General features: G+C 66.5%; 18 protein-coding genes. 10 read left to right on the top strand and 8 right to left on the bottom strand.

Translation table 11 applies throughout. The features are described from left to right. Positions 1-178 precede the first annotated feature (178 nt). From RHOSA_RS0112755 to RHOSA_RS0112735, 5 genes are read right to left on the bottom strand one after another with little or no spacing between them, the layout of a single operon-like run. Entirely contained in the window at positions 179-1,384 is a 1,206-nt protein-coding gene (locus RHOSA_RS0112755; protein WP_027288976.1) for a molybdopterin molybdotransferase MoeA, read from the bottom strand. Further along, entirely contained in the window at positions 1,384-1,860 is a 477-nt protein-coding gene (gene moaC, locus RHOSA_RS0112750; RefSeq protein WP_027288975.1) for a cyclic pyranopterin monophosphate synthase MoaC, read from the bottom strand. The genes RHOSA_RS0112755 and moaC overlap by 1 nt, the downstream gene beginning before the upstream one ends. Beyond that, positions 1,857-2,678 (bottom strand): indole-3-glycerol phosphate synthase TrpC, encoded by an 822-nt coding sequence (gene trpC, locus RHOSA_RS0112745; RefSeq protein ID WP_027288974.1) that lies wholly within the window; start codon positions 2,676-2,678, stop codon positions 1,857-1,859. The genes moaC and trpC overlap by 4 nt, the downstream gene beginning before the upstream one ends. Next, positions 2,675-3,727, bottom strand: a complete 1,053-nt coding sequence (gene trpD, locus RHOSA_RS0112740) for an anthranilate phosphoribosyltransferase (RefSeq protein WP_027288973.1) — start codon at positions 3,725-3,727, stop codon at positions 2,675-2,677. The genes trpC and trpD overlap by 4 nt, the downstream gene beginning before the upstream one ends. Positions 3,728-3,781: 54 nt before the next feature. Continuing rightward, positions 3,782-4,360: an anthranilate synthase component II gene (locus tag RHOSA_RS0112735; protein ID WP_027288972.1), complete on the bottom strand. Its 579-nt coding sequence runs from the start codon at positions 4,358-4,360 to the stop codon at positions 3,782-3,784. 180 nt (positions 4,361-4,540) lie between these two features. On the opposite strand from RHOSA_RS0112735, the gene RHOSA_RS22320 reads away from it, so the two are divergent. From RHOSA_RS22320 to RHOSA_RS24305, 3 genes are all read left to right on the top strand, one after another. Further along, entirely contained in the window at positions 4,541-7,369 is a 2,829-nt protein-coding gene (locus RHOSA_RS22320; RefSeq protein WP_081728706.1) for a heavy metal translocating P-type ATPase, read from the top strand. After that, complete coding sequence (gene cueR, locus RHOSA_RS0112725; RefSeq protein WP_027288971.1) at positions 7,366-7,809, top strand: Cu(I)-responsive transcriptional regulator; 444 nt, start codon at positions 7,366-7,368, stop codon at positions 7,807-7,809. Before RHOSA_RS22320 ends, cueR begins: the two co-directional genes overlap by 4 nt. Before the next feature lie 74 nt (positions 7,810-7,883). After that, positions 7,884-9,047 carry a divergent polysaccharide deacetylase family protein gene (locus RHOSA_RS24305; protein WP_081728705.1) on the top strand — a complete coding sequence of 388 codons (1,164 nt, stop codon included), beginning with the start codon at positions 7,884-7,886 and terminating at the stop codon, positions 9,045-9,047. 71 nt (positions 9,048-9,118) lie between these two features. On the opposite strand, the gene trpE is transcribed toward RHOSA_RS24305, so the two are convergent. From trpE to RHOSA_RS0112705, 3 genes are all read right to left on the bottom strand, one after another. After that, complete coding sequence (trpE, locus tag RHOSA_RS0112715; RefSeq protein WP_027288970.1) at positions 9,119-10,624, bottom strand: anthranilate synthase component I; 1,506 nt, start codon at positions 10,622-10,624, stop codon at positions 9,119-9,121. Between the two features lie 49 nt (positions 10,625-10,673). After that, positions 10,674-12,557, bottom strand: a complete 1,884-nt coding sequence (locus RHOSA_RS0112710; RefSeq protein WP_027288969.1) for a SurA N-terminal domain-containing protein — start codon at positions 12,555-12,557, stop codon at positions 10,674-10,676. Between the two features lie 182 nt (positions 12,558-12,739). After that, complete coding sequence (locus RHOSA_RS0112705; RefSeq protein WP_027288968.1) at positions 12,740-13,363, bottom strand: LysE family translocator; 624 nt, start codon at positions 13,361-13,363, stop codon at positions 12,740-12,742. A 135-nt stretch (positions 13,364-13,498) separates the two neighbouring features. Here RHOSA_RS0112705 and tpiA point away from each other — a divergent pair, with 135 nt between their 5' ends. From tpiA to pdhA, 7 genes are all read left to right on the top strand, one after another. Further along, complete coding sequence (gene tpiA / locus RHOSA_RS0112700; RefSeq protein WP_027288967.1) at positions 13,499-14,248, top strand: triose-phosphate isomerase; 750 nt, start codon at positions 13,499-13,501, stop codon at positions 14,246-14,248. A 208-nt stretch (positions 14,249-14,456) separates the two neighbouring features. Continuing rightward, positions 14,457-14,876: a preprotein translocase subunit SecG gene (secG, locus tag RHOSA_RS0112695; RefSeq protein ID WP_027288966.1), complete on the top strand. Its 420-nt coding sequence runs from the start codon at positions 14,457-14,459 to the stop codon at positions 14,874-14,876. Positions 14,877-15,014: 138 nt separating this feature from the next. Next, positions 15,015-16,640: a CTP synthase gene (gene pyrG / locus RHOSA_RS0112690; RefSeq protein WP_027288965.1), complete on the top strand. Its 1,626-nt coding sequence runs from the start codon at positions 15,015-15,017 to the stop codon at positions 16,638-16,640. Between the two features lie 30 nt (positions 16,641-16,670). Continuing rightward, entirely contained in the window at positions 16,671-17,531 is an 861-nt protein-coding gene (kdsA, locus tag RHOSA_RS0112685; RefSeq protein WP_027288964.1) for a 3-deoxy-8-phosphooctulonate synthase, read from the top strand. Positions 17,532-17,700: 169 nt separating this feature from the next. After that, positions 17,701-18,978 carry a phosphopyruvate hydratase gene (gene eno, locus RHOSA_RS0112680; RefSeq protein ID WP_027288963.1) on the top strand — a complete coding sequence of 426 codons (1,278 nt, stop codon included), beginning with the start codon at positions 17,701-17,703 and terminating at the stop codon, positions 18,976-18,978. Positions 18,979-19,340: 362 nt separating this feature from the next. After that, positions 19,341-19,676 (top strand): FtsB family cell division protein, encoded by a 336-nt coding sequence (locus RHOSA_RS22310; RefSeq protein ID WP_081728944.1) that lies wholly within the window; start codon positions 19,341-19,343, stop codon positions 19,674-19,676. Positions 19,677-20,025: 349 nt separating this feature from the next. Then, positions 20,026-21,129, top strand: a complete 1,104-nt coding sequence (gene pdhA, locus RHOSA_RS0112670) for a pyruvate dehydrogenase (acetyl-transferring) E1 component subunit alpha (RefSeq protein WP_027288961.1) — start codon at positions 20,026-20,028, stop codon at positions 21,127-21,129. The last annotated feature ends 18 nt before the right edge of the window (positions 21,130-21,147 follow it).

Here is a 21,147-nt window from a genome sequence, read left to right as displayed (position 1 = left end):
CCGAACCCGACTTTCAGGGCGTACGGGTGCGATTGTCGGCGCGGAACAAAGCATCAACTCAATGCCGTGTTCTACTTTGGTTCCGTCGAAGCGTCAACCGCCCTTCGCGTGGGCGGAGAGGCTTGTCACGGCAAATACGCAGAACCGTGACCCCGAAAGGGCCGTGTGCTAGCGCGCACTAAATTCCCGCCCCGAATGGCACGACCTCAACCGGGCTGCCGGCCGCCTGGGCCGGCGCGTGGGGCGCGCGCACGAGCAGCGCGTCCGCTTGGGTGAGCCGGCTCAGCATCGAACTGTCCTGCTTGTCGAAGGGGGTGGCGATCCGGTTGCCGTCTGCGTCCTGGGACAGGGTGCAGCGCATGTAGTCCTGACGCCCGCCGTTCTCGTCCAGATCGCGCCCGGCCAACGCAGGCAGGCGGGGTTCCGCCGGGGCGTCGCGGCCCAGCATGCGGTCGATCGCCGGCCGTACGAACAGGGTCGAGCAAACCAGACCAGATACCGGGTTTCCCGGCAGGCCCAGCACGGGCGTTCCCTGCAGATTGGCCAGCATCAATGGCTTGCCCGGCCGCATGGCGATTTTCCAGAAACCGAGATCCGCCCCCATTTCCGTCAGCACGTCCTGAACCAGGTCGTGTTCGCCAACACTGACGCCGCCGCTGGTCAGCAGCAGGTCCGCCTGCGCCGCGCCCGCCAGCATCTGGCGCAGCCCGTCCTTGGTGTCGGGGGCGACGCCCAGGTGCAGCGGCTCGCCGCCGCACGCCGCCACGAAGGCGGACAGGGCATAGCCGTTGGAGCTGACGATCTGGCTGGGCCCGAGTTCCTCGCCCGGCAGGACGATTTCGTTGCCGGTTGCGAGCACCACCACGCGAGGCTTGCGGCGGACCGACAGCCAGGGGCGGTTCATCGCAGCCGCGAGGCCGATATCGCGGGCACTCAACTGACGTCCAGCGGTGAGGCCGACGCTACCCGCCTGGAAATCCAACCCCGCCGGGCGGACCCAGCGCCCCTTGGGTTCGGCCTGCTGGACCGTCACTTGGTCGCCGTCGCGCGCGGTGTTTTCCTGGATGACGACGGTGTCGGTGTCTCGGGGCAGGGGCGCGCCCGTGAAAATCCGCACGGCTTCGCCGGGCCCGAGCGGACGGTCGAAATCGCCGCCGGCTGGAACCTCCCCGACCACCCGCATTGTGATCGGCGCATTGGCCACATCCTGGGCGCGCACGGCGTAGCCATCCATCGCGGAGACGTCGCGCGGCGGTTGGGTGACGCGGGCGGCGACATCCTGGGCCAGCACACGGCCCAGCGCCCGCTCGACGCTCACCACCTCCGCCGGCAGGGGCGTGAAAGCGGCCAGGACCTGGGTGCGTGCATCCTCGACCGAGAGCATCAAGCAGCCTCGTAAGTTCCGGACTTTCCGCCCGATTTGTGCGTGACCCGGACGTCTGTGATGGTCATCGCCTTATCCACTGCCTTGCACATGTCGTAGACCGTGAGCGCGGCGACGGAGCAGGCGGTAAGTGCCTCCATCTCCACACCCGTCTTGCCCGCGATCTTGCAGGTTGCAGCGATTTCCACCGCGGGCGCATCGTCGGACAGCGCCAGTTCGACCTCGACGCTGGACAGGCTCAGCGGGTGGCACAGCGGGATCAGGTCGGGTGTGCGTTTGGCGCCCATGATCCCGGCCAGCCGGGCGACCGACAGCACGTCGCCCTTCTTGACCCCGCCTTCCCGGATCAGCCGCGCCGTGTCCTCGGCCATGGTCACGCGCGCCTTGGCGGTGGCGGTGCGCGCAGTCTCGTCCTTGGCGCTCACATCCACCATGCGGGCGTTGCCGCGCTCGTCGAAATGGGTGAATTCGCTCATTCCGCAGCCCCTGCGGCGGTTCCCGCCGACCGGCCGAACAGCGCGGCCGTGGCCTGCTCGACGTTGGGCTGGCGCATCAGGCTCTCGCCGATCAGGAAGGCGCGCGCGCCGTGCTCCGTCATGCCAAGCAGATCATCACGGGTGAATAGCCCGCTCTCGCACACCATCAGGCGGTCCGTTGGGACGCGCGGGCCGAGTCGACGGCTGGTCTCAAGGTCCACGTCCAAGGTCTTGAGATTGCGATTGTTTACGCCGATCAACGGGCTCTCGAGCCGGAGCGCACGGTCCAGTTCCGTCTCGCCGTGCACCTCGACCAGCACGTCCAGGCCCTGCTCGCGTGCGGCGGCCTCCAGTTCCGAAGCCTGGGCATCCGACAGGGCGGCCAGGATAAACAGGACGCAATCGGCGCCCAGCGCCCGGCTTTCGACGATCTGGTAGGGCTCCAGCATGAAGTCCTTGCGCAGCACCGGTAGGTCGACGGCCGCGCGTGCCGCTTCCAGGTAGTGATCTGCGCCCTGAAAGTACGGCGCGTCGGTCAGCACCGACAGGCAGGAGGCGCCGCCGTCGCGGTAGGCGCGTGCGATCCAGGGGGGATCGAAATCCGCGCGGATCAGGCCCTTCGACGGTGAAGCTTTCTTGACCTCGGCAATCAGGCCGAAGCCGTCGCGCGCGGCGCCATCCCGAAGCGCGCGGGCGAAGCCGCGGGGCGGGTCCTGGTCACGGGCGCGTGTCTCCAGATCGGCAAGCGGTGTCGACAGCTTGCGCCGGGCGACTTCCTCCGCCTTGGTGGCGCAGATGCGGGTCAGCACGTCGCTCATGCGGTCGTTTTTCCGTGTGGCGGAGTTGCGTTGGTGATTTCGACCAGCCGGTCGAGCACGCGCGCGGCGTGCCCGCTGTCGATCGACGCGGCGGCCATCTGGGCGCCCTCTTTCAGATCGCGCGCCTTGTCTGCGACGACCAGGCAGCCGGCAGCGGTGTAGACGACGATGTCGCGGAACGGCCCGTGCTCGCCAGCCAGCATGGCACGCATCACCTGGGCATTCTGCTCGGCATCGCCGCCCAGCAGATCGTCCAGATCGGCTCGTTTCAGACCGATCTCCTCCGGACTGACTTCGAAGGTGGTGACCTCGCCGTTCTTCAACTCGGCAACCAGGCTCGGGCCGGTGGTGGACAGTTCGTCCAACCCATCGGCGCCATGCACCACCCAGGCGCGCTCATGGCCTAGGTTCTTCAGTGTGTGTGCCAGCGGCTCCACCCAGTCGGGGGAGAACACGCCGATCATCTGCCGCTTCACCTTGGCTGGGTTGGATAGGGGACCCAGCAGATTGAACAGGGTGCGTGTGCCCAGTTCCTTGCGCGTCGGCCCGACGTGGCGCATCGCGCTATGGTGGCGCGGGGCGAGCAGGAAGCAGGTGCCGGCCTCTTCCAGCGCGCGTTTCACCAACGGTGTTTCCGCTTCGACCTCGACGCCGAGGGCAGCCAGCACGTCCGCCGCGCCGGACTTGGACGACATCGCCCGGTTGCCGTGCTTGGCGACCGGCACGCCGCAGCCCGCGACCACGAACGCCGCGCCGGTGGAGACGTTGTAGGTACCCTTGCCGTCGCCGCCGGTGCCGCAGGTGTCGAGCGCTCCCGCCGGCGCCTCGATCGTGGTCATCTTGGCGCGCATCGCGCGCGCCGCGCCGGTGATCTCATCGATGGTCTCTCCGCGTACGCGCAGGGCCATCAGGAAGCCGCCCATCTGGCTGGGTGTGGCGTTGCCAGACATGATGATGCCGAAGGCCTGCTCGGCCTGCTCCGCGCTGAGCTGGTCGCCGCCGGCCACGGTGGCGATCAGGCCCTTCAGGTCGGTCATGTCGCCGGTCATGCTGCGTCCTCTTGTGCGTCGTCTCGGCAGGTGGAAACGGTTTCGCGCGGCGGTCTACCCGTTATGACCCGCCTCGGCCAGGAAGTTGCGCAGCAGATGATGGCCATGCTCGCTGGCGATGCTTTCCGGGTGGAACTGCACGCCGTGGATTGGGCGGGTGCGGTGGCGGCAGCCCATGATCACATCGTCGTCCGCCTCGGCCACGACCTCCAGATCGTCCGGCCAGCCCTCGCGCTCGACGATCAGGGAGTGATAGCGCGTTGCCTGCATCGGCGTCGGCAGATCGCGGAACACGCCGGCGTGGTTGTGCCGGATTTCACTCACCTTGCCGTGCATCGGCACGGCCGCGCGGCCGATCTTGCCGCCGAACGCTTGGCCGATCGCCTGATGGCCCAGGCAGACACCCAGCATCGGCACGCTGTCCTTGGCCTTGTCGATCAGCTCCAGGCAGATGCCCGCCCGGTCCGGATCGCATGGTCCAGGTGAGATCACGATACCTTGCGGATGCCGGGCCAGCGCTTCGTCGGCGGTGAGGGCGTCGTTACGCACCACCTCGACCTCGGCCCCCAGCTCGCCGAGGTAGTGGTACAGATTGTAGGTGAAGCTGTCGTAGTTATCGATCAACAGAAACATATCAGTCACTTGTCGCCCGGCGTTGACGTCCCCGGCGCATCTGCCGGGGCGTGCCTTATAGCAGCAGGAACGCAGGCACGGAAGCAAGCCCGCGGGCTGGTCACTGCGCCCTCTTGACCTTCCAGTGACTGGAAGGGCCATGTCAGACCTGAGATAGACAAGGCAAGGGACACCAGTGCCATGGCTGAAGCGGCACACACGACTCATAGCGATCCGATCGTCCTGGAGATCACCGGCCTGTCCTGTGGCGGTTGTGCCGCCAAGACGCGTCGTCACCTGGAAGCTGTGAACGGCGTCGCCGAGGTCACGGTCGATCACACCGCCGGCCGCGCGGAGGTGACCCCGCAGCCGGAGGCCACACCGGCTCCGGAAGACTTGCTGGCGGCCGTGCATGCCGCGGGCTACACGGCCCAGTTGGCCCGGCGGACGGACTCCGCTGAAATCGACTTGCCGGTGTTCGGCATGAGCTGCGGCGGCTGCGCGTCGAAGGTGCAGCGGGAGCTGGAGGCGTTGGACAGCGTCAAGTCCGCGCAGGTGGACCATACCCGCGGGATCGCTACCGTCACCCCGGCCGATCGGGGCCCGCAGGCCTCCGAGCTGGCCGCCGCCGTGGCGCGCGCTGGCTTTAGCGTGACGCCACAGGACTCTGGAAACGAAGAAAAATCCGCTGGCGAGGCGGGAGCGGGTAACGCGTCAAAGACATCCGAGCCCGCACCCACGCAACCGGCCGGGCAGACCGATCCGCAGCGTGATGGTGCCGTCTGCGACCTCAGGATCGAGGGCATGACCTGCGCGTCCTGTGTCTCGACGGTGGAACAGGCGCTGGCCGGCGTGTCGGGCGTGGAGAGCGCCAACGTCAACCTGGCCAACAAGCAGGCGCGGGTGCGCCTCAGCCGAAAAGTGGAGCCCGACCGACTGGTCAAGGCGGTCAAGGACGCCGGCTATGGTGCCCGCCCGGCCGAGCAGGAAGACCAGGACACAGAGGCGGCGCGTGAGCGGGCGCAGTCGCGGCGCGAATGGGCGCTGTTCGCCGTCTCCGCGCTGTTGACCCTGCCGCTGGTCGCGCAGATGGGGTTCGAACTGGTCGGCTTGCCGGGGCATCTGCCGCCGCTGGTGCAGCTTGCGCTTGCGTTGCCGGTGCAGGTGTTCGCTGGCGCGCGCTTCTACAAGGCCGCCTGGCCGGCGTTGAAGCGCTTCTCGGGCAATATGGATACGCTGGTCGCTTTGGGAACGACGGCGGCGTTCGGTCTCAGCCTGTACAACGTGGTGGCGGCCCCCACGAGCGATCTGCTGGCCTGGGGCGGCGGCGGTCATCTGTACTTCGAGGCTGCGGCGGCCGTGATCACGCTGGTCCTGCTGGGCCGCATCCTGGAGGATCGGGCGACCCGCAGCGCCGGGGCGGCTGTCCAGGCGCTGATGCGTCTGCGCCCCGATGAGGCGCGTGTTGAGCGCGGTGGCGAGACCGTGAGCGTGCCTGCGGATCAGGTGGTCCAGGGCGACGTCGCGATTGTGCGCCCGGGCGAACGCATCCCGGTTGACGGACGTGTCTTGTCTGGCGAGAGCCAGTCGGACGAAAGCCTGGTGACTGGCGAAAGCCTGCCGGTTGCCAAGGGACCGGGCGATAACGTGGTCGGCGGCGCGATCAATGGCGACGGTCTGCTGCGCATCGAGGCGACGGCGGTTGGCCAGCAGTCGACGCTCGGCAAGATCATCGACATGGTGCAATCGGCTCAGGCGTCGAAGCCGCCGGTGCAGCGTCTGGTCGACAAGGTCGCCAGCGTGTTCGTGCCCGCGGTGGTCGGGGTTGCGGTCGCCACCTTGATCGGCTGGCTGTTGGCGGGGGCGAGCCTGCAGACGGCGCTGATCTATGCCGTCGCGGTGCTGGTGATCGCGTGTCCCTGTGCGCTGGGTCTGGCCACCCCGACGGCGATCATGGTTGGCACCGGCCTGGCGGCCCGGCGCGGCGTCTTGATCAAGGACGCAAGCGCTCTGGAGCAGGCGCGCGGGGTCACCACGGTCGTGTTTGACAAGACCGGAACGCTGACCGAGGGCAAGCCGGAAGTCCGGGACGCGCGCCCGTTCGGCGGGATTGACGAAGGCGATCTGATGCGTCTGGTCGGTAGCGTGCAGCAGGGCAGCTCGCACCCGCTGGCGGAGGCGATCGTCGCCTACGCTCGGCAACAGGATGCCGATCTCACCACGCCGGAGGACTTCCAGAATGTCTCCGGCAAGGGGGTGCTGGCCACCGTTGGTGGTCGACGGCTGGCCGTCGGGTCTCATCGGTTGATGGCCGAACAGGATGTCGATACGGCCGGTACGCAGGAGACCACGGACAGTTTCGAAGCTCAGGGCTGGTCGGTGGTCTATGTCGGTGAACTGGGTGAGAGCCCTCGTCTGGTCGGGGTGCTTGGCCTGGGGGACCGTTTGAAGCCCGGTGTGGATGCGGCGGTGGCTGCGCTGCAGGCCGAGGGCATCGAGGTCACGCTGTTGTCCGGCGACAACCGCCGCGCGGCGGAAGCGGTGGCCGCCCAGATCGGTATCGACAGGGTAATTGCCGAGGTGCTGCCCGCGGACAAGGAGCGGGAGATCGAGCGGTTGCGGGAGCAGGGGCATGTGATCGCGATGGTCGGCGACGGCGTGAACGACGCGCCGGCCCTGGCTGCTGCGGACATCGGCATCGCCATGGGCGAGGGCACCGACGTCGCCCTGCAAACCGCCGGCATCGCCCTGATGCGCGGTGACCCGCGACTGGTCGCGGAGGCGATTCACCTGTCGCGGGCCACCTACGGCAAGATCCGGCAGAACCTATTCTGGGCGTTCGCCTACAACACGGTGGCGATCCCGGTCGCGGCGGTGGGCCTGTTGAGCCCGATCATCGCGGGTGCGGCGATGGCGCTGTCCAGCGTGTCGGTGGCCACCAACTCCCTGCTGTTACGCCGGCAGGGACGGGTCGCCAACCGTGGTGCATCGGTGGCGTCGACCGTCCAGGGCAAGGAGGCGACGGCATGAACATCGGCGAAGTGGCCAAACGCTCCGGCGTGCCGGCCAAGACGATCCGCTACTACGAGAGCATCGGCCTGATCGCGCCTGCGGAGCGCAGCAGTGCTGGGTATCGTGTCTACGGCGAGAAGGAACTGCAGACGCTGCACTTCGTCCACCGGGCCCGTAACCTTGGCTTCCCGGTAAAGCAGGTGAGCGAGTTGCTAACGCTTTGGCGGGACCGGGAGCGGGCCAGCGGCGACGTAAAAGCGCTCGCCCGCGAACACCTTGCCGAGATCGACCAGCGGATGGCGGAACTGCAAGCGATGCGGGACACGCTTGAGCACCTGATCGGCCGGTGCCACGGTGATCACCGACCTGATTGTCCGATCCTGGCCGACCTCGCCGGCGAGCCGGCCGAGGAGCCCGTCGGCGCGGATACCAAGAGCCGGGTTACTGCGAACGGTTAACGACGTTCAAACATCGTGTGATAGGCTCGTCGCACACGTTTTTCCGACTCCGCGACAGGGCCGTAGCACACCGCATGCCCGAAATCCGCCGTACCCGCCATCGCCGCGCCCATGGGCGTCCCCCCAGAAAAGCCGTGCTGGGTAGCTTCACCGTGCGTCAGGTCGCTGGCATCGCGCTGGGGGTTGTCCTGGGCGGGGCGGCGATTGGGGCCCTCGCGGGTCTGCTGGTCGGTGGAGAAGATCATCGCCAGCCCGATGGTCCGCAGGTTTCCGCGCAACGGTCGGTCGAGCAGGATCCCGGCACACGGGTACCAACCAGCGGTTACGCCAAGGCGCCATCTCCGGCCACGCCGTCTCCAACGGAAACCCCATCGCCGAAGTCGGCAGGCGACCTGACACAAGACCTCGAGATTACCGATCGCATCGTTCGCGACGGTCGCCGGCAAGCGGAAACGTTGGCGACGACGGGCGAGCCGACCCCCATGCCGGCGTGGCGGCGCAATGCGGCGGCCCATGTCCCAGCGGGCGCCGGCACACCGAAGATCGCGATCGTGATCGATGATCTGGGCCTTAACCGGTCGAACGCGTGGGAGACGGTGGAACTGTCAGGACCGCTGACGCTCGCGTTCATGACCTATGCGCCAAATCCCGGCAAGATCACCCGCGCGGCGCGGAAAGCCGGGCACGAACTGATGGTGCACGTGCCCATGCAGCCGCGCGACCCGGATACCGACCCGGGTCCGAATGTGTTGCGCGGCGATCTCGATCAAGCCGAATTGATGGCCCGTCTGGACTGGGCGCTGTCGCGCTTCGATGGCTATGTCGGGATCAACAACCACATGGGCAGCGCGTTTACCCGAGATGCAAAGGGCATGCGTGCTGTTCTGGACGAGCTCAAGCGTCGCGGCCTCCTGTTCCTGGACAGTCGGACGATCGCCGGCAGCGTTGGTGACCGGCTTGCCGCAGAGATGGGCGTTCCGCACGTCAGCCGCGACATCTTCCTGGACAACCAGCGCGACCTCGACGCGATCCGGGAGCAACTCGCGAAGGTTGAGCGCATTGCCCGCGAAGCCGGAAGCGCGGTCGCGATCGGCCATCCTTACGACGAGACGATCCAAGCCCTTCGGAGTTGGGTGCCGGGCTTACGCGAAAAGGGCATCGCGCTGGTTCCGATCAGCGCGCTCGTCAAGGAGCGTCGCCCCGACGTGGCGCGATTGCCGGAAAAGGGGCAGCGGTAGTCTCCTGGAAGCCGAAGATGGCCTCCGCGTCGCGACCGCCAGTCAGTCGGGCCGTTTGAGCGCAGTAGACCTCACCGGCCTGCGGCGAAGCGCATGGCTTCCTGGGCAGCACGGATCAACGCGCGGGCCTTGTTGCAGCTCTCCTGGAACTCGCCTTCCGGGTCGCTGTCGGCGACCACACCGCCGCCGGCCTGCACATACATCGTGCCGTCCTTGACCACCGCCGTGCGCAGGGCAATGCAGGTATCCATCGCGCCTGCGGCGCCGAAGTAGCCGACCGCGCCGGCGTAGATGCCGCGGCGTTCTGGCTCCAGTTCATCGATGATCTCCATCGCCCGCACCTTGGGCGCGCCGGAGACCGTACCGGCGGGAAAGCCGGCCTGCAGCGCATCCATGGCGTCATAGCGCGGGTCGATCCGGCCTTCGACGTTGGAGACGATGTGCATGATGTGGCTGTAATTTTCCACCACCATCTTCTCGGTCACGCGCACCGTGCCGATCTGCGCCACCCGGCCCACGTCGTTACGGCCGAGATCGAGCAGCATCAGGTGCTCGGCCAATTCCTTCGGATCGGACAGCAACTCCTCCGCTAGTGCCTTGTCCTCCGCCGCTGTGGCGCCGCGCTTGCGAGAGCCGGCGAGCGGGCGGATCGTCACGGTGTCGTCGCGCAGGCGCACCAGGATCTCTGGGCTGGATCCCACGACCGCGCAGTCGTCCAGATTGGCGTAGAAGAGGAAAGGCGAGGGATTAAGCCGGCGCAGCGCCCGGTAGAGCGCGAACGGTGGCAGCCGGAACGGCACCGAGAAGCGTTGTGACAGCACCACCTGGAAGATGTCGCCGGCGGCGATGTATTCCTTGCCCGCCTCGACCATCTGGTGGAAGCGTTCCCGGCTCATGTTGGACACCGGGTCGCCAAGTTCCTCCTCGATCGAGACGCGCTCGCGGCGATAGGGCAGGGAGCGTTCGAAGTCGCGGACCACCTCGGCCAGGCGTTCGGTTGCGCGTTGCCAGGCGTGCCGGGCGTCCAGGCCGGGCTCGGGGTAGACCGGGGTGAACACCGTCACCTGATCCTCCAGCCGGTCGAACACGGCCGTGACGGTCGGCCGGGTGAACAGCGCATCCGGCACGCCGAGCACGTCGGGGTTCTCGTCCGGAATGCGCTCCATCAACCGAATCGCGTCATAGCCCATGTAGCCGATCAGCGAGGCCGCCATCGGTGGCGCGTCCTCGGGCAGGTCGATCCAGGATTCCTTGCGCAGCGCCTTGAGCGTCTCCAACGGATGGCCGTCAAGCGGTTCGAACGTGCCGGTGTCGCCGCGGGCGTTGCGGTTGATCTCCGCCTGTTGGCCGCGGCAGCGCCAGATGATGTCCGGCTTGAGCGCGACGAAGGAGTAGCGGCCGATTCGGTTGCCGCCCTCCACGCTTTCGAACAGGAAGGCGTTGCGTGCGCCGTCCGCGATCTTGAGGAAAGCCGAAACAGGCGTCTCCAGATCGGCGATCATGGCGGTGTGCACGACTTGTGGCGTACCCGCCTCATACAACGCGGCGAAGCGGTCGAAGTCTGGGGTGACCTGCATGGGATCCGGCGTGCTGGAAAAGCGCCCGGACGGTGCCGGGCGCGAACGGTTAGGAACTGCGGTTGATGATGCGGTCGAGCAGCTGCTGGTTGACCTGAACGTCGTAGTGGTTGCGCAGCGCATTGGCGAACGACGCCAGCACGTCGGAGCGCAGCCCCTGGCGCGCCCGTTCGCGTAGCTGCGCGACCGCTTCCGGGTCGTCCCCCGGATTGGCGCTTTGGACCTCCTTCAGCTGTGCCACGGCGACACCGTTTTGCACACCCGCGGTGGTCGCACCGCCGACCTCGATCCCGAACAGCTGGCCGGCCAACGCCCGGCCGACGGGTCCAGCCTGCCGGTTGTCGCCGCGGGTTAGCGGCTGCGTGGTTTGCACCGACAATCCGCGGTCGTCGGCGAACTGCGCCAGCGTGGCGCCTTCGTCGAGACGGTCGGCGATATGTTCGGCCGTCTTCTGCGCCTCCTGCGCCCGCTGGTCCGCGCGCCAGGCACTGAGTACCTGATCGCGTACCTCGTCCAAGGGCCGGGCCTGCTCGGGCGTGACCCCGTCGACGCGCAGAACGTAGTAGCCGCCGTTGTCGGTCTCCTGCAGCAGGCTCTGCTCGCCCTGTGCGGTTTCGAAGGCCGTCTGCAAGAAGTCGCCAGACTGCGGAATCTCCGCGACCGGCTCGCCGTCGGGCGCGTTGCCCTGGCGGCTGATCGCATCGATCTTGCGCACCTCGAAGCCGACCTGCTGCGCGGCCTCGGCGATCGTGGCACCGCTCGCTAGTTGGTCATCGACGGTGTTCGCCATCTCGACCAGCCGATCGACTGCTTTGTCGCGTACCAAGTCGGCGCGCAACCGGTCCTTCACTTCTTCAAAGTCCGGCGTTTTGCCCGCGTTCACCGTGTCGACCTTGACTAGATGCCAGCCGAGCGGGCTTTCAATCGGTTCGGTGACCGCGCCTTCATCCGTGCTGAATGCAGGCTTCCGCAAGGCATCCAGCAACTGGTTGCGGCGATTTTCGCCCAGATCGGCGGGGGCGCTGCCGGTCAACTCCTGGGCGACCGCGGCAAAGCTGCGCCCCTCGGACAGCATCGCGCGCGCTTGTTCCGCCGCATCCTGGCTGTCCAGGACGATCTGCCGCAGCTCACGCGTTTCCGGCTGGCCGAAGCGGTCGCGGTTGTTTTCGAACGCTTCGCGCAGTTCGTCCTCGCCGACCGCGACCTCGTTCGCCAGCGCCTCCGGATCGAGGTGCAGCACCGTGAGCGCGCGGTAGGCAGGCGCCATGAACTGGCTGCTGTTGTCCTCGTAGTACTGCTGCAGGGTTGCGCTGTCCGGGTCTGGAATCTCGAAGCTGTCGTTGCGCACCACGAGATAGTCCGCGATCCGGCGTTCGTTGCGGTAGCGATAGAGCGCCTCGGCCATCGCCTGCGGCATTTGCAGCGCGCCGGCGGCGGCGGTTGCCAGGTGTTGGCGGTCGATATCGCTTTTCAGTAAATCGACATAGCGCGCCTCCGACAGGCCGCTCTGACGCAGCGTCTGCTCGAACAGTTGCCGGTTGAACTGGCCGGCCGTGCGGAAGGCCTCCTGCTGGCGGATACGTTGGACGACCTGGTCGTCGCTCACCACCAGGCCCAGATCACGCGCTTTCTGGTCGAACAGCAGACGTGTGACCGTCTGCCGTACGATCTGATCGACCAGGCCTAGCTGGCGCGCTGTCTGCATATCCAGCTGTCCGCCGATCTGTTGGCGCACCCGGTTGAACTCGCGCTGGAAGGAGCGCTGGAACTCCGCTTGGCCGACTTCCTGATCGCCGACCTTGATCACGGTCTGGCTGCCGCCGGTATCGCGGAAGATGTCGCCCACGCCCCAGAGTGCGAAGGAGGCGATCAGCAGGCTGAACAGGACGATCGTGACGGCTTTGGTGAAGGTGCGTCGGAAGCTGGTCTGCATGACGGGGAGCGCGGCCCTCGATGGTGGGATAAAGATGCGCGCGTCAGCGCCGACGTTCGGGACGCCGCCCCGCGACGCGCCGGACGCCGGAAAACGCGCGCATCTTAGAAATCCGGGCGGGGAGGGGCAACCGGCAATCCCGGTGCGGCACGATGTCGGCTTGCCGCAGGCTTAGCCGACGCTCAACGCTCAGCGAGCGCCAGTCGGGCGCCCAGGCCGACGAACGTCGCTGCAATGCCGCGGCGCAGCCAGCCCATGACCGATGGTCGGCTGAGCACGTAGTGCCGGGTGGCAGCAGCAAACATCCCGTAAAAGGCGAACACGACGAACGTCAGGGCCATGAACACCGCCGACAGCTGGACCATGCGCGCCAGCCCGTCGGTCGCCCCGGCCGGGACGAACTGTGGCAGGAATGCCAGGAAGAAGATCGACAGCTTGGGGTTCAACAGGTTGATCAGAATCGCCTGTCCGACGATCTGTCGGTCGTTCTTGGTCTGAGACTCTTTGGCACCACCGGTGTCCAGTTGCAGTGCGCCGCGGGCTCGGAGGGTCTGCCAGGCTAGATACAGCAGATAGAGGATGCCGGCGTACTTGAGCAGCTGGAACGCGAGCGCGCTGGTATGCAGCAACGCGGCCAGCCCGGTGATCGCGGCGGCGATGTGCGGCAAGATCGCAATCGTACAGCCAAACGCCGCCACCAGGCTGGCGCGCCGTCCGCGAGCAAGCCCGGTCGCCACGGTATAGAGCGCGCCCGCCCCGGGCACGGCGACAACGATCAATGCGGTGACCAGGAATTCGATGCTCATCCAACGCACGCTAACCGGTCACAGCAAGGCGGCCAAGCACGATGGTGGTGCGCTGGTCTGCCCTGGGAAAGCTGTGCTAACAGACGCGGCGGTTTTTCGGACGCCTCGACACAGCGACAGGGATGGGAGAGGGCGATGCGCAAGCTGATCGCCGGCAACTGGAAGATGAACGGCCAGCGCGCGGACGGCACGGCGCTCGCCAAGACACTTGCCGAGCGCGCCCGGGGCAGCGAGGCGCCGGATGTGGACTGGCTGGTCTGCCCACCTTTCACCCTGCTGCACTTGGTGGCCGAGCAGCTGTCCGGAAGTCCGGTCAAGCTGGGTGCCCAGGACTGCCATTTCGAGGAGAAGGGCGCCCACACCGGCGATGTTGCGCCAGGGATGCTGGACGACTTGTGCTGCAGCCACGTCATCGTCGGCCATTCGGAGCGCCGGCAGGACCACAAGGAAAGCGATGAACTGGTCCAGGCCAAGGCGGAGGCGGCACGCGCCCACGGCATCACCCCGATCCTGTGCATCGGCGAGACCCAGGAAGAACGCGACGCCGGCAAGGCGATGGACGTGTTGACCCGCCAGCTCGAAGGATCGCTGCCTGCAGCGGGCGAGGGCGAGTTGGTGGTTGCCTACGAACCGGTCTGGGCGATTGGCACCGGTCGCACGGCCACCGCGGAGGATGTCCGCGAAGCCCATGCCCATGTGCGCGCGCAACTAAAGAAAGCCTATGGCGATACGGCGGGCGCGCAGGTGCGCATCCTTTACGGCGGCTCTGTCAAGCCGGCCAACGCGGGGGAGCTGATGGCGACGGAGAACGTCGACGGCGCCCTGGTCGGCGGCGCGAGCTTGAAGGCGGATGATTTCTGGGAAATCGGTAAAGCTGCGGGCTAACCCACCGACGTGCGGTGTGGCGTGCTGCTTTGCGGCACGTTCATAGGCCTGGGGCAAAACCCGCTCTGGAAAACTGGCGCGGAAGGCTTTAGACCTGCGCGCCAACGACGACCGACGTATGCTTGGCGCCGAACTGTTGCCGACCGGCAGCAGTTCCTAAGGCGCGGGTATCGCGCGGATTCTACAGACACCGAAGAACGCGGACGTCATGACAACGGTTCTCCTCGTCATTCACCTGCTGATCGCGATCGCGCTCGTGATCCTCGTTCTGCTGCAGCCAAGCGAGGGCGGCGGCCTGGGCATCGGCGGCGGCGGTGCCGGCGGTGGCGGCGCCGGCCTGCAGGGCTTCCTGGGCGGGCGTGGCACGGCCAACGCCCTGACCCGGACCACCGCGGTGCTCGCGGCGGGGTTTATGGCCACTTCGATTCTGCTGACGATCTTCGCCTCGAGCGGCACACAGACGGACTCGATCCTGGATCAGGTGCCGGCCAGCGAACAGCAGACCCCACCGTCGACCGGTTCGGACAGCGGTGCCGGAGCCACGGACCCGGGCGACTCGGGCGCTAACGTCCCCAGCGGCGGCGATAGCGGGTCCGGCGACGGCGAGCCACAGGTGCCGGTTCAGTAGCGCCGGCTGCCGCGACGCGAAAAACGGCGGCCTGCGATGCGCCCGCGCGCAGGCCGCTTAGCCTTTCATTCGTTCGGGTGGCGGCGGCCTGCGTCCGCGCTTGCCGCCCCCGCCCTAGTGCCCATAGTGTAGCGGCTCATGACGCGTTTCATTTTCATCACGGGCGGCGTGGTTTCGTCGCTTGGCAAAGGGTTGTGTTCGGCCGCGCTCGGCGCACTGCTGCAGTCGCGTGGCTACAAGGTGCGGCTGCGTAAGCTCGACCCCTACCTGAACGTCGATCCGGGCACGATGAGCCCGTATCAGCACGGTGAGGTCTACGTCACCGACGACGGGGCGGAGACGGACCTCGACCTGGGGCACTACGAGCGCTTCACCGGCGTGCCGTCGCGCACGAGTGACAACGTCACGACCGGCCAGATCTACTGGAAGGTGCTCTCCCGTGAGCGGCGCGGTGACTATCTGGGCGCCACGGTCCAGGTCATTCCCCACGTCACCGATGCGATCAAGGAGTTCGTCCACGCCGACGTCGGCGACGAGGACTTCGTGATCTGCGAGATCGGCGGCACGGTCGGCGACATCGAGGGCTTGCCGTTCCTCGAAGCGATCCGCCAGCTCGGCAACGAGTTGGGCCGGCAGCGCAGCCTGTTCGTTCACCTGACCTTGGTGCCTTACATCGCCAGTGCCGGCGAGCTGAAGACCAAGCCGACCCAGCACTCCGTCAAGGAACTGCTGGGGGTCGGCATTCAGCCGGATATGATCGTCTGCCGCGCCGAGCAGCCGATCGACCGCGACGCGCGGCGCAAGATGGCGCTTTTCTGCAACATCCGCGAGGAAGCGGTGGTGCAGGCGCTGGATGTGGACAGCATCTACGCCGTCCCGCGCAGCTACCACGCCGAAGGGCTGGACGACGAGGTCTGCCGGCACTTCCAGATGGAGCCGCCGGCGCCCGACCTGTCGACCTGGGACCGGGTGATGGAGCGGGTGCGCCATCCCGACGGCGAAGTCACGATCGGTGTGGTCGGCAAGTACACCAGCCTGCTCGACAGCTACAAGTCGCTGGCCGAGGCCCTGACCCACGGCGGCATCGCCAACAACGTCCGGGTCAAGGTGAAGTGGCTCGACGCCGAATTGTTCGAGCGCGAGGACGCGCCCGCCTATTTGGAGGATGTGCACGGCATCCTGGTGCCCGGCGGCTTCGGCGAGCGGGGTGCGGAAGGCAAGATCGCCGCCGCCAACTTCGCGCGCGAGCGGCAGGTCCCTTACTTCGGGATTTGCTTCGGCATGCAGATGGCGGTGATCGAGGCGGCCCGGAACTTGGCGGGTATCGCGGGCGCCGGAACGACCGAATTCGGTCCGTGCGACGATCCGGTGGTTGGCTTGCTGACCGAATGGACGCGCGGCAACACGGTCGAGCGCCGCGACAGCGCCAGCGACAAGGGCGGCACGATGCGCCTGGGCGCCTACACCGCCCACTTGGCGCAAGGTAGCCGGATCGCCCAGATTTACGATGCGGTCGAGATCAGCGAGCGTCACCGCCACCGCTACGAGGTCAACGTCAACTACCGCGAGGTGCTGGAGAAGGCTGGCCTGCACTTTGCCGGCATGAGCCCCGACGGCGAGCTGCCGGAGACTGTCGAGGTACCCTCGCACCCCTGGTACCTGGGCGTGCAGTTCCACCCGGAGCTGAAGTCCAAGCCGTTCGACCCGCACCCGCTGTTCACGTCCTTCATCCACGCCGCCGTCGAGCAGTCGCGCTTGATGTAACGGCAGCCTTAAGCACAGGACCCGCCCGCCATGACCGAGCCGCGCCCGCAAACCCGCCAGGTCCGGATCGGCGGCGTTACGTTCGCGAACGACCGGCCGCTGGCCCTGATCATGGGGCCTTGCGCGATCCAGGACCGTGATCACGCGCTGAAGACCGCCGAGCGGCTGCGCGGGATCGCGGAAGAGTTGGGTCTCGGGCTGGTTTATAAGTCGTCCTTCGACAAGGCGAACCGCTCCTCCGCCAAGAGCTACCGCGGCGTCGGCCTGGAAGCCGGGCTGGAAATTCTGGATGCGGTGAAACGGGAGGTCGGCCTGCCGGTCCTGACCGATGTGCACGAGCCGGGACAGTGCGCTTCGGCGGCGGAGGTCGTCGATGTGCTGCAGATTCCGGCCTTCCTGTGCCGTCAGACCGACCTGCTGCTCGCCGCCGCGGCCACCGGCAAGCCGGTCAACGTCAAGAAGGGGCAGTTCATGGCCCCGTGGGATGCCGACAACATCCCAGCCAAGCTGGCGGAAGGCGGCAATGCGCAGTGCCTGCTGACCGAGCGGGGGGTCTCGTTCGGCTATAACACGCTGGTTTCCGACATGCGTGGTTTGCCGATCATGGCCGCGCGGACCGGCTGCCCGGTGGTGTACGATGCCACCCACTCCGTCCAGCAACCGGGCGGGCAGGGGACCACCAGCGGCGGCCAGCGGGAGTTCGTGCCGGTGCTGGCGCGTGCCGCCGTCGCAGTCGGTGTGGCCGGGGTGTTCATGGAAACCCACGAGGACCCGGGGAATGCCCCCTCCGACGGCCCGAACATGGTGCCGCTGGGCGCCGTCCCGGGCGTGCTGCGGACGCTGAAGGCGCTGGACGAGATCACCAAGGCGGATCCGGTCCATTTGCCCTGAGTGTCTGCTCTAACCTCGGTGACCTGGCGATCTACGGGCCCGGAATAGGCGCGCGTGGTGGCTTGTCTGCCAATCACAAAAACCGTATCCCCCGAAGCGGATGCCTGTCGGTCGGCTCGGCGTGTCGGCCAGGCTCACCATTTCGCCACGTAACCAGAGAGGGGCAGCTATGAGCGCCATCGTTGAGATTCGCGGCCGGGAAATCCTGGATAGCCGCGGCAACCCCACGGTCGAGGTCGACGTCCTGCTGGAAAGCGGCGCGTTCGGGCGCGCAGCGGTGCCCTCGGGCGCGTCGACTGGCCAGCATGAGGCGGTCGAGCGGCGCGATGGCGACAAAAGCCGCTATCTGGGCAAGGGCGTGCAGGAAGCTGTCGCCTCGGTGAACCACGAGATCCAGGACACGCTGCAGGGCTTCGAGGCGGGCGATCAGGTGAAGCTCGACCGTACGCTGATCGCGCTCGACGGGACGCCGAACAAGGACCGCCTGGGCGCGAACGCGATCCTCGGCGTCTCGCTGGCTGCGGCGAAGGCGTCGGCGGAGGAAGCCGGGCTAGAGCTTTACCGCTACGTCGGTGGTGCGGCCGCGCGCACGTTGCCCACGCCGATGATGAACATCGTCAATGGCGGCGAGCATGCGGACAACGCGCTCGACTTCCAGGAATTCATGATCATGCCGGTCGGCCAGGACACCTTTGCCGAGGCGCTGCGCTGCGGCGCCGAGGTGTTCCACGCGCTCAAGGCCCGGCTGAAGAAGAACGGTCACAACACCAACGTCGGCGACGAGGGCGGCTTCGCCCCGGCGGTGAAGAGCACCAACGAGGCGCTCGAGCACATTACCGGCGCGATCCAGGACGCGGGCTACCAGCCCGGCAGCGACGTTGTGCTCGCGCTCGACTGTGCGGCCAGCGAGTTTTTCAAGGATGGCAAGTACGTTCTGGAAGGCGAGGGCAAGACCCTCGACAGCGCCCAGTTCGCCGACTTCCTGGCGGACCTGTGCGAGGCCCATCCGATCGTCTCGATCGAGGACGGCATGGCCGAGGATGACTGGGATGGCTGGGCCGCGCTCACCAAGCGGATCGGCCACAAGGTGCAGCTCGTGGGCGACGACCTGTTCGTCACCAACACCGAACGCCTCGCTCGCGGTGTGCGCGACGACATCGCCAATTCGATCCTGGTCAAGGTGAACCAGATCGGCACCCTGACCGAGACGCTGGAGGCCGTCGAACTCGCGCACAAGAACGGCTTCACGGCCGTGATGTCCCATCGCTCTGGCGAAACCGAGGACGCAACCATCGCCGACCTTGCGGTTGCGACCAACTGCGGGCTGATCAAGACCGGCTCGCTGTCGCGTTCCGACCGGACGGCGAAGTACAACCGCCTGCTGCGCATCGAGGAAGACCTCGATCTGGCCGCTCACTTCGCCGGTCGGGGCGTGTTGAAGCAGTAGCGAGGCCGGCTGGCGAGACGCATCCTCTATTGATCGGTGTTGGTGCGGTCGTTTTCAGCTCAGCCTCTGGACGCTTTCGAGACGCGGTCTTTTTGTAGGCCGCCCTCGGCATGAGGTGATTGTACTGGCCTCAGCTTTGTTCCGAGGCGCCCGGCGCAGCCGGGCGCCTCGGAGGCGTATCAACAAGCTTTCCCGAACGGATGGTGCTTGCCGGGGTGAGATTGTTTTCCGGTCAGAGCATGCATTGCACCGTTCCCCCGTGTCCAAAACCAGAACATTAAGGAATCGGGTCCAAATTTCTGGAATCCCTGATTCTTTCCGTTGACGGACGAGAGGGTACGTGATTCGCTGAAGCCATGGCCATGGTCCGTGAAATCCGTCGGCGCGCGCGCCAGATCGCCCCGCAGGTCTTGTTCGCCTGTATCGCGGGGTATTTTGCCTATCACGCCGTGCAGGGCGAGCGCGGCTTGCTGGCTTATGTGCAGTTGCAGCAGCAGCTTGAGCAGGCAAAGGCGGTGGATCAGGAGCTGGATGCGCAGCGCGGCGAGCTCGAGCAGAAGGTCAAGCTTCTGCGCCCGGATAGCCTTGACCCCGACATGCTGGAAGAGCGCGCGCGCGAGGTGCTCAACTTCACACGCGAGGACGAGGTCATTGTGATGACCGGTCCGGATGGGCGGATCGAAGACATTCGCCGTTAGCCAAGTCGGCGCGTCGCGATCGGGCGCGCGGCACCTGTTGTTTTTCCGTTAAAGCCTAGAACGCGATGCTGCGCCGCGAAGGTTCGCGCGCTCCTTGTTGGTGCATTGCAGCGAGAATGGAGGTGCTTTCACGTTGGGTGGCTATGCGTGTGATTGTAGCATTTAACTAATAACGAGTTATCTGCAAATTATCTTTCTTATTCAGTGTGTTAATGGTGATCATGTGCTTGTCGGTGCGCCTTGCGTTCGGGGGCGGTTGCGCCTAGGCTACCTGCGACGTTAACGCCCAAGTGGGCGCTAAGCCACGCACAGCGCCGGTTCAGAGCGCGGTCGATCAACAGGGGTAGGTATGGCCAGTAAGAAGGGCAGCACCTCCAGCGCCGGCACCAGCGGCGCGCGCAAGACGGCGGCCAGCAGTAGCTCGACTGCCACGAAATCGAAGACCCGCAGCAGCCCCAGGCGGTCGGCCGCTCAGGACCCGACCCATGGTTTTTCCAAGGACCGCTTGCTGCAGCTTTACCGCGATATGCTGCTGATTCGCCGGTTCGAGGAGAAGGCGGGGCAGCTCTACGGCATGGGACTGATCGGCGGTTTCTGTCACCTGTACATCGGGCAGGAAGCTGTCGTGGTCGGCATGAAGGCCGTCACCAACGACGACGATCCGGTGGTCGCCTCCTATCGCTGTCACGGCCATATGCTCGCCTCCGGCATGGAAGCGCGCGGGGTGATGGCTGAGCTGACGGGCCGTTCCGGTGGCTATTCCAAGGGCAAGGGCGGTTCGATGCACATGTTCAGCGTAGACAAGTCGTTCTACGGTGGGCACGGCATCGTTGGCGCTCAGGTTCCGGTTGGCACCGGCATTGGCTTCGCGATCAAGTACCGTGGCGAGGAAAAGGTCTGCCCGACCTACCTGGGTGATGGCGCGATCAACCAGGGGCAGGTTTACGAATCCTTCAACATGGCTGCGCTTTGGCACTTGCCGGTGCTGTATGTGATCGAGAACAACAAATACGGCATGGGCACCAGCGTCGAGCGCGCCTCGGCAACCACGGAACTGTACCAGCGCGGCGAGGCGTACGGCATCCCGGGCGAGCAGGTCGATGGCATGCACGTCCTGTCCGTCATGGAGAGCGCGCAGCGCGCGGTCGAGCACGTGCGTTCGGGCAAGGGGCCGTACATCCTGGAGATGCTGACCTATCGCTACCGTGGGCACTCCATGTCCGACCCGGCAAAGTACCGGTCCAAGGAAGAGGTGCAGAAGATGCGCACCGAACAGGACCCGCTGCTGCGCCTGCGCGAGGTGATGGAGCAGCACGCCGGCGTCACGGAAGGCGAACTCAAGCAGATCGACCGCGAGATCAAGGACTTGGTCTCGGAGGCTGCGGAGTTCGCGCAGAACAGTCCCGAGCCCGACCCGAGCGAGCTCTACACCAACGTCGTGCTCGAAGCCTGAACCGATCTCTAGGGCCGT

Source organism: Rhodovibrio salinarum DSM 9154, assembly GCF_000515255.1.
Taxonomy (GTDB): Bacteria; Pseudomonadota; Alphaproteobacteria; order Kiloniellales; family Rhodovibrionaceae; genus Rhodovibrio; species Rhodovibrio salinarum.
The sequence above is the reverse complement of the archived record's forward strand: the minus strand, read 5'-3'. Positions and strand labels throughout refer to the sequence as shown.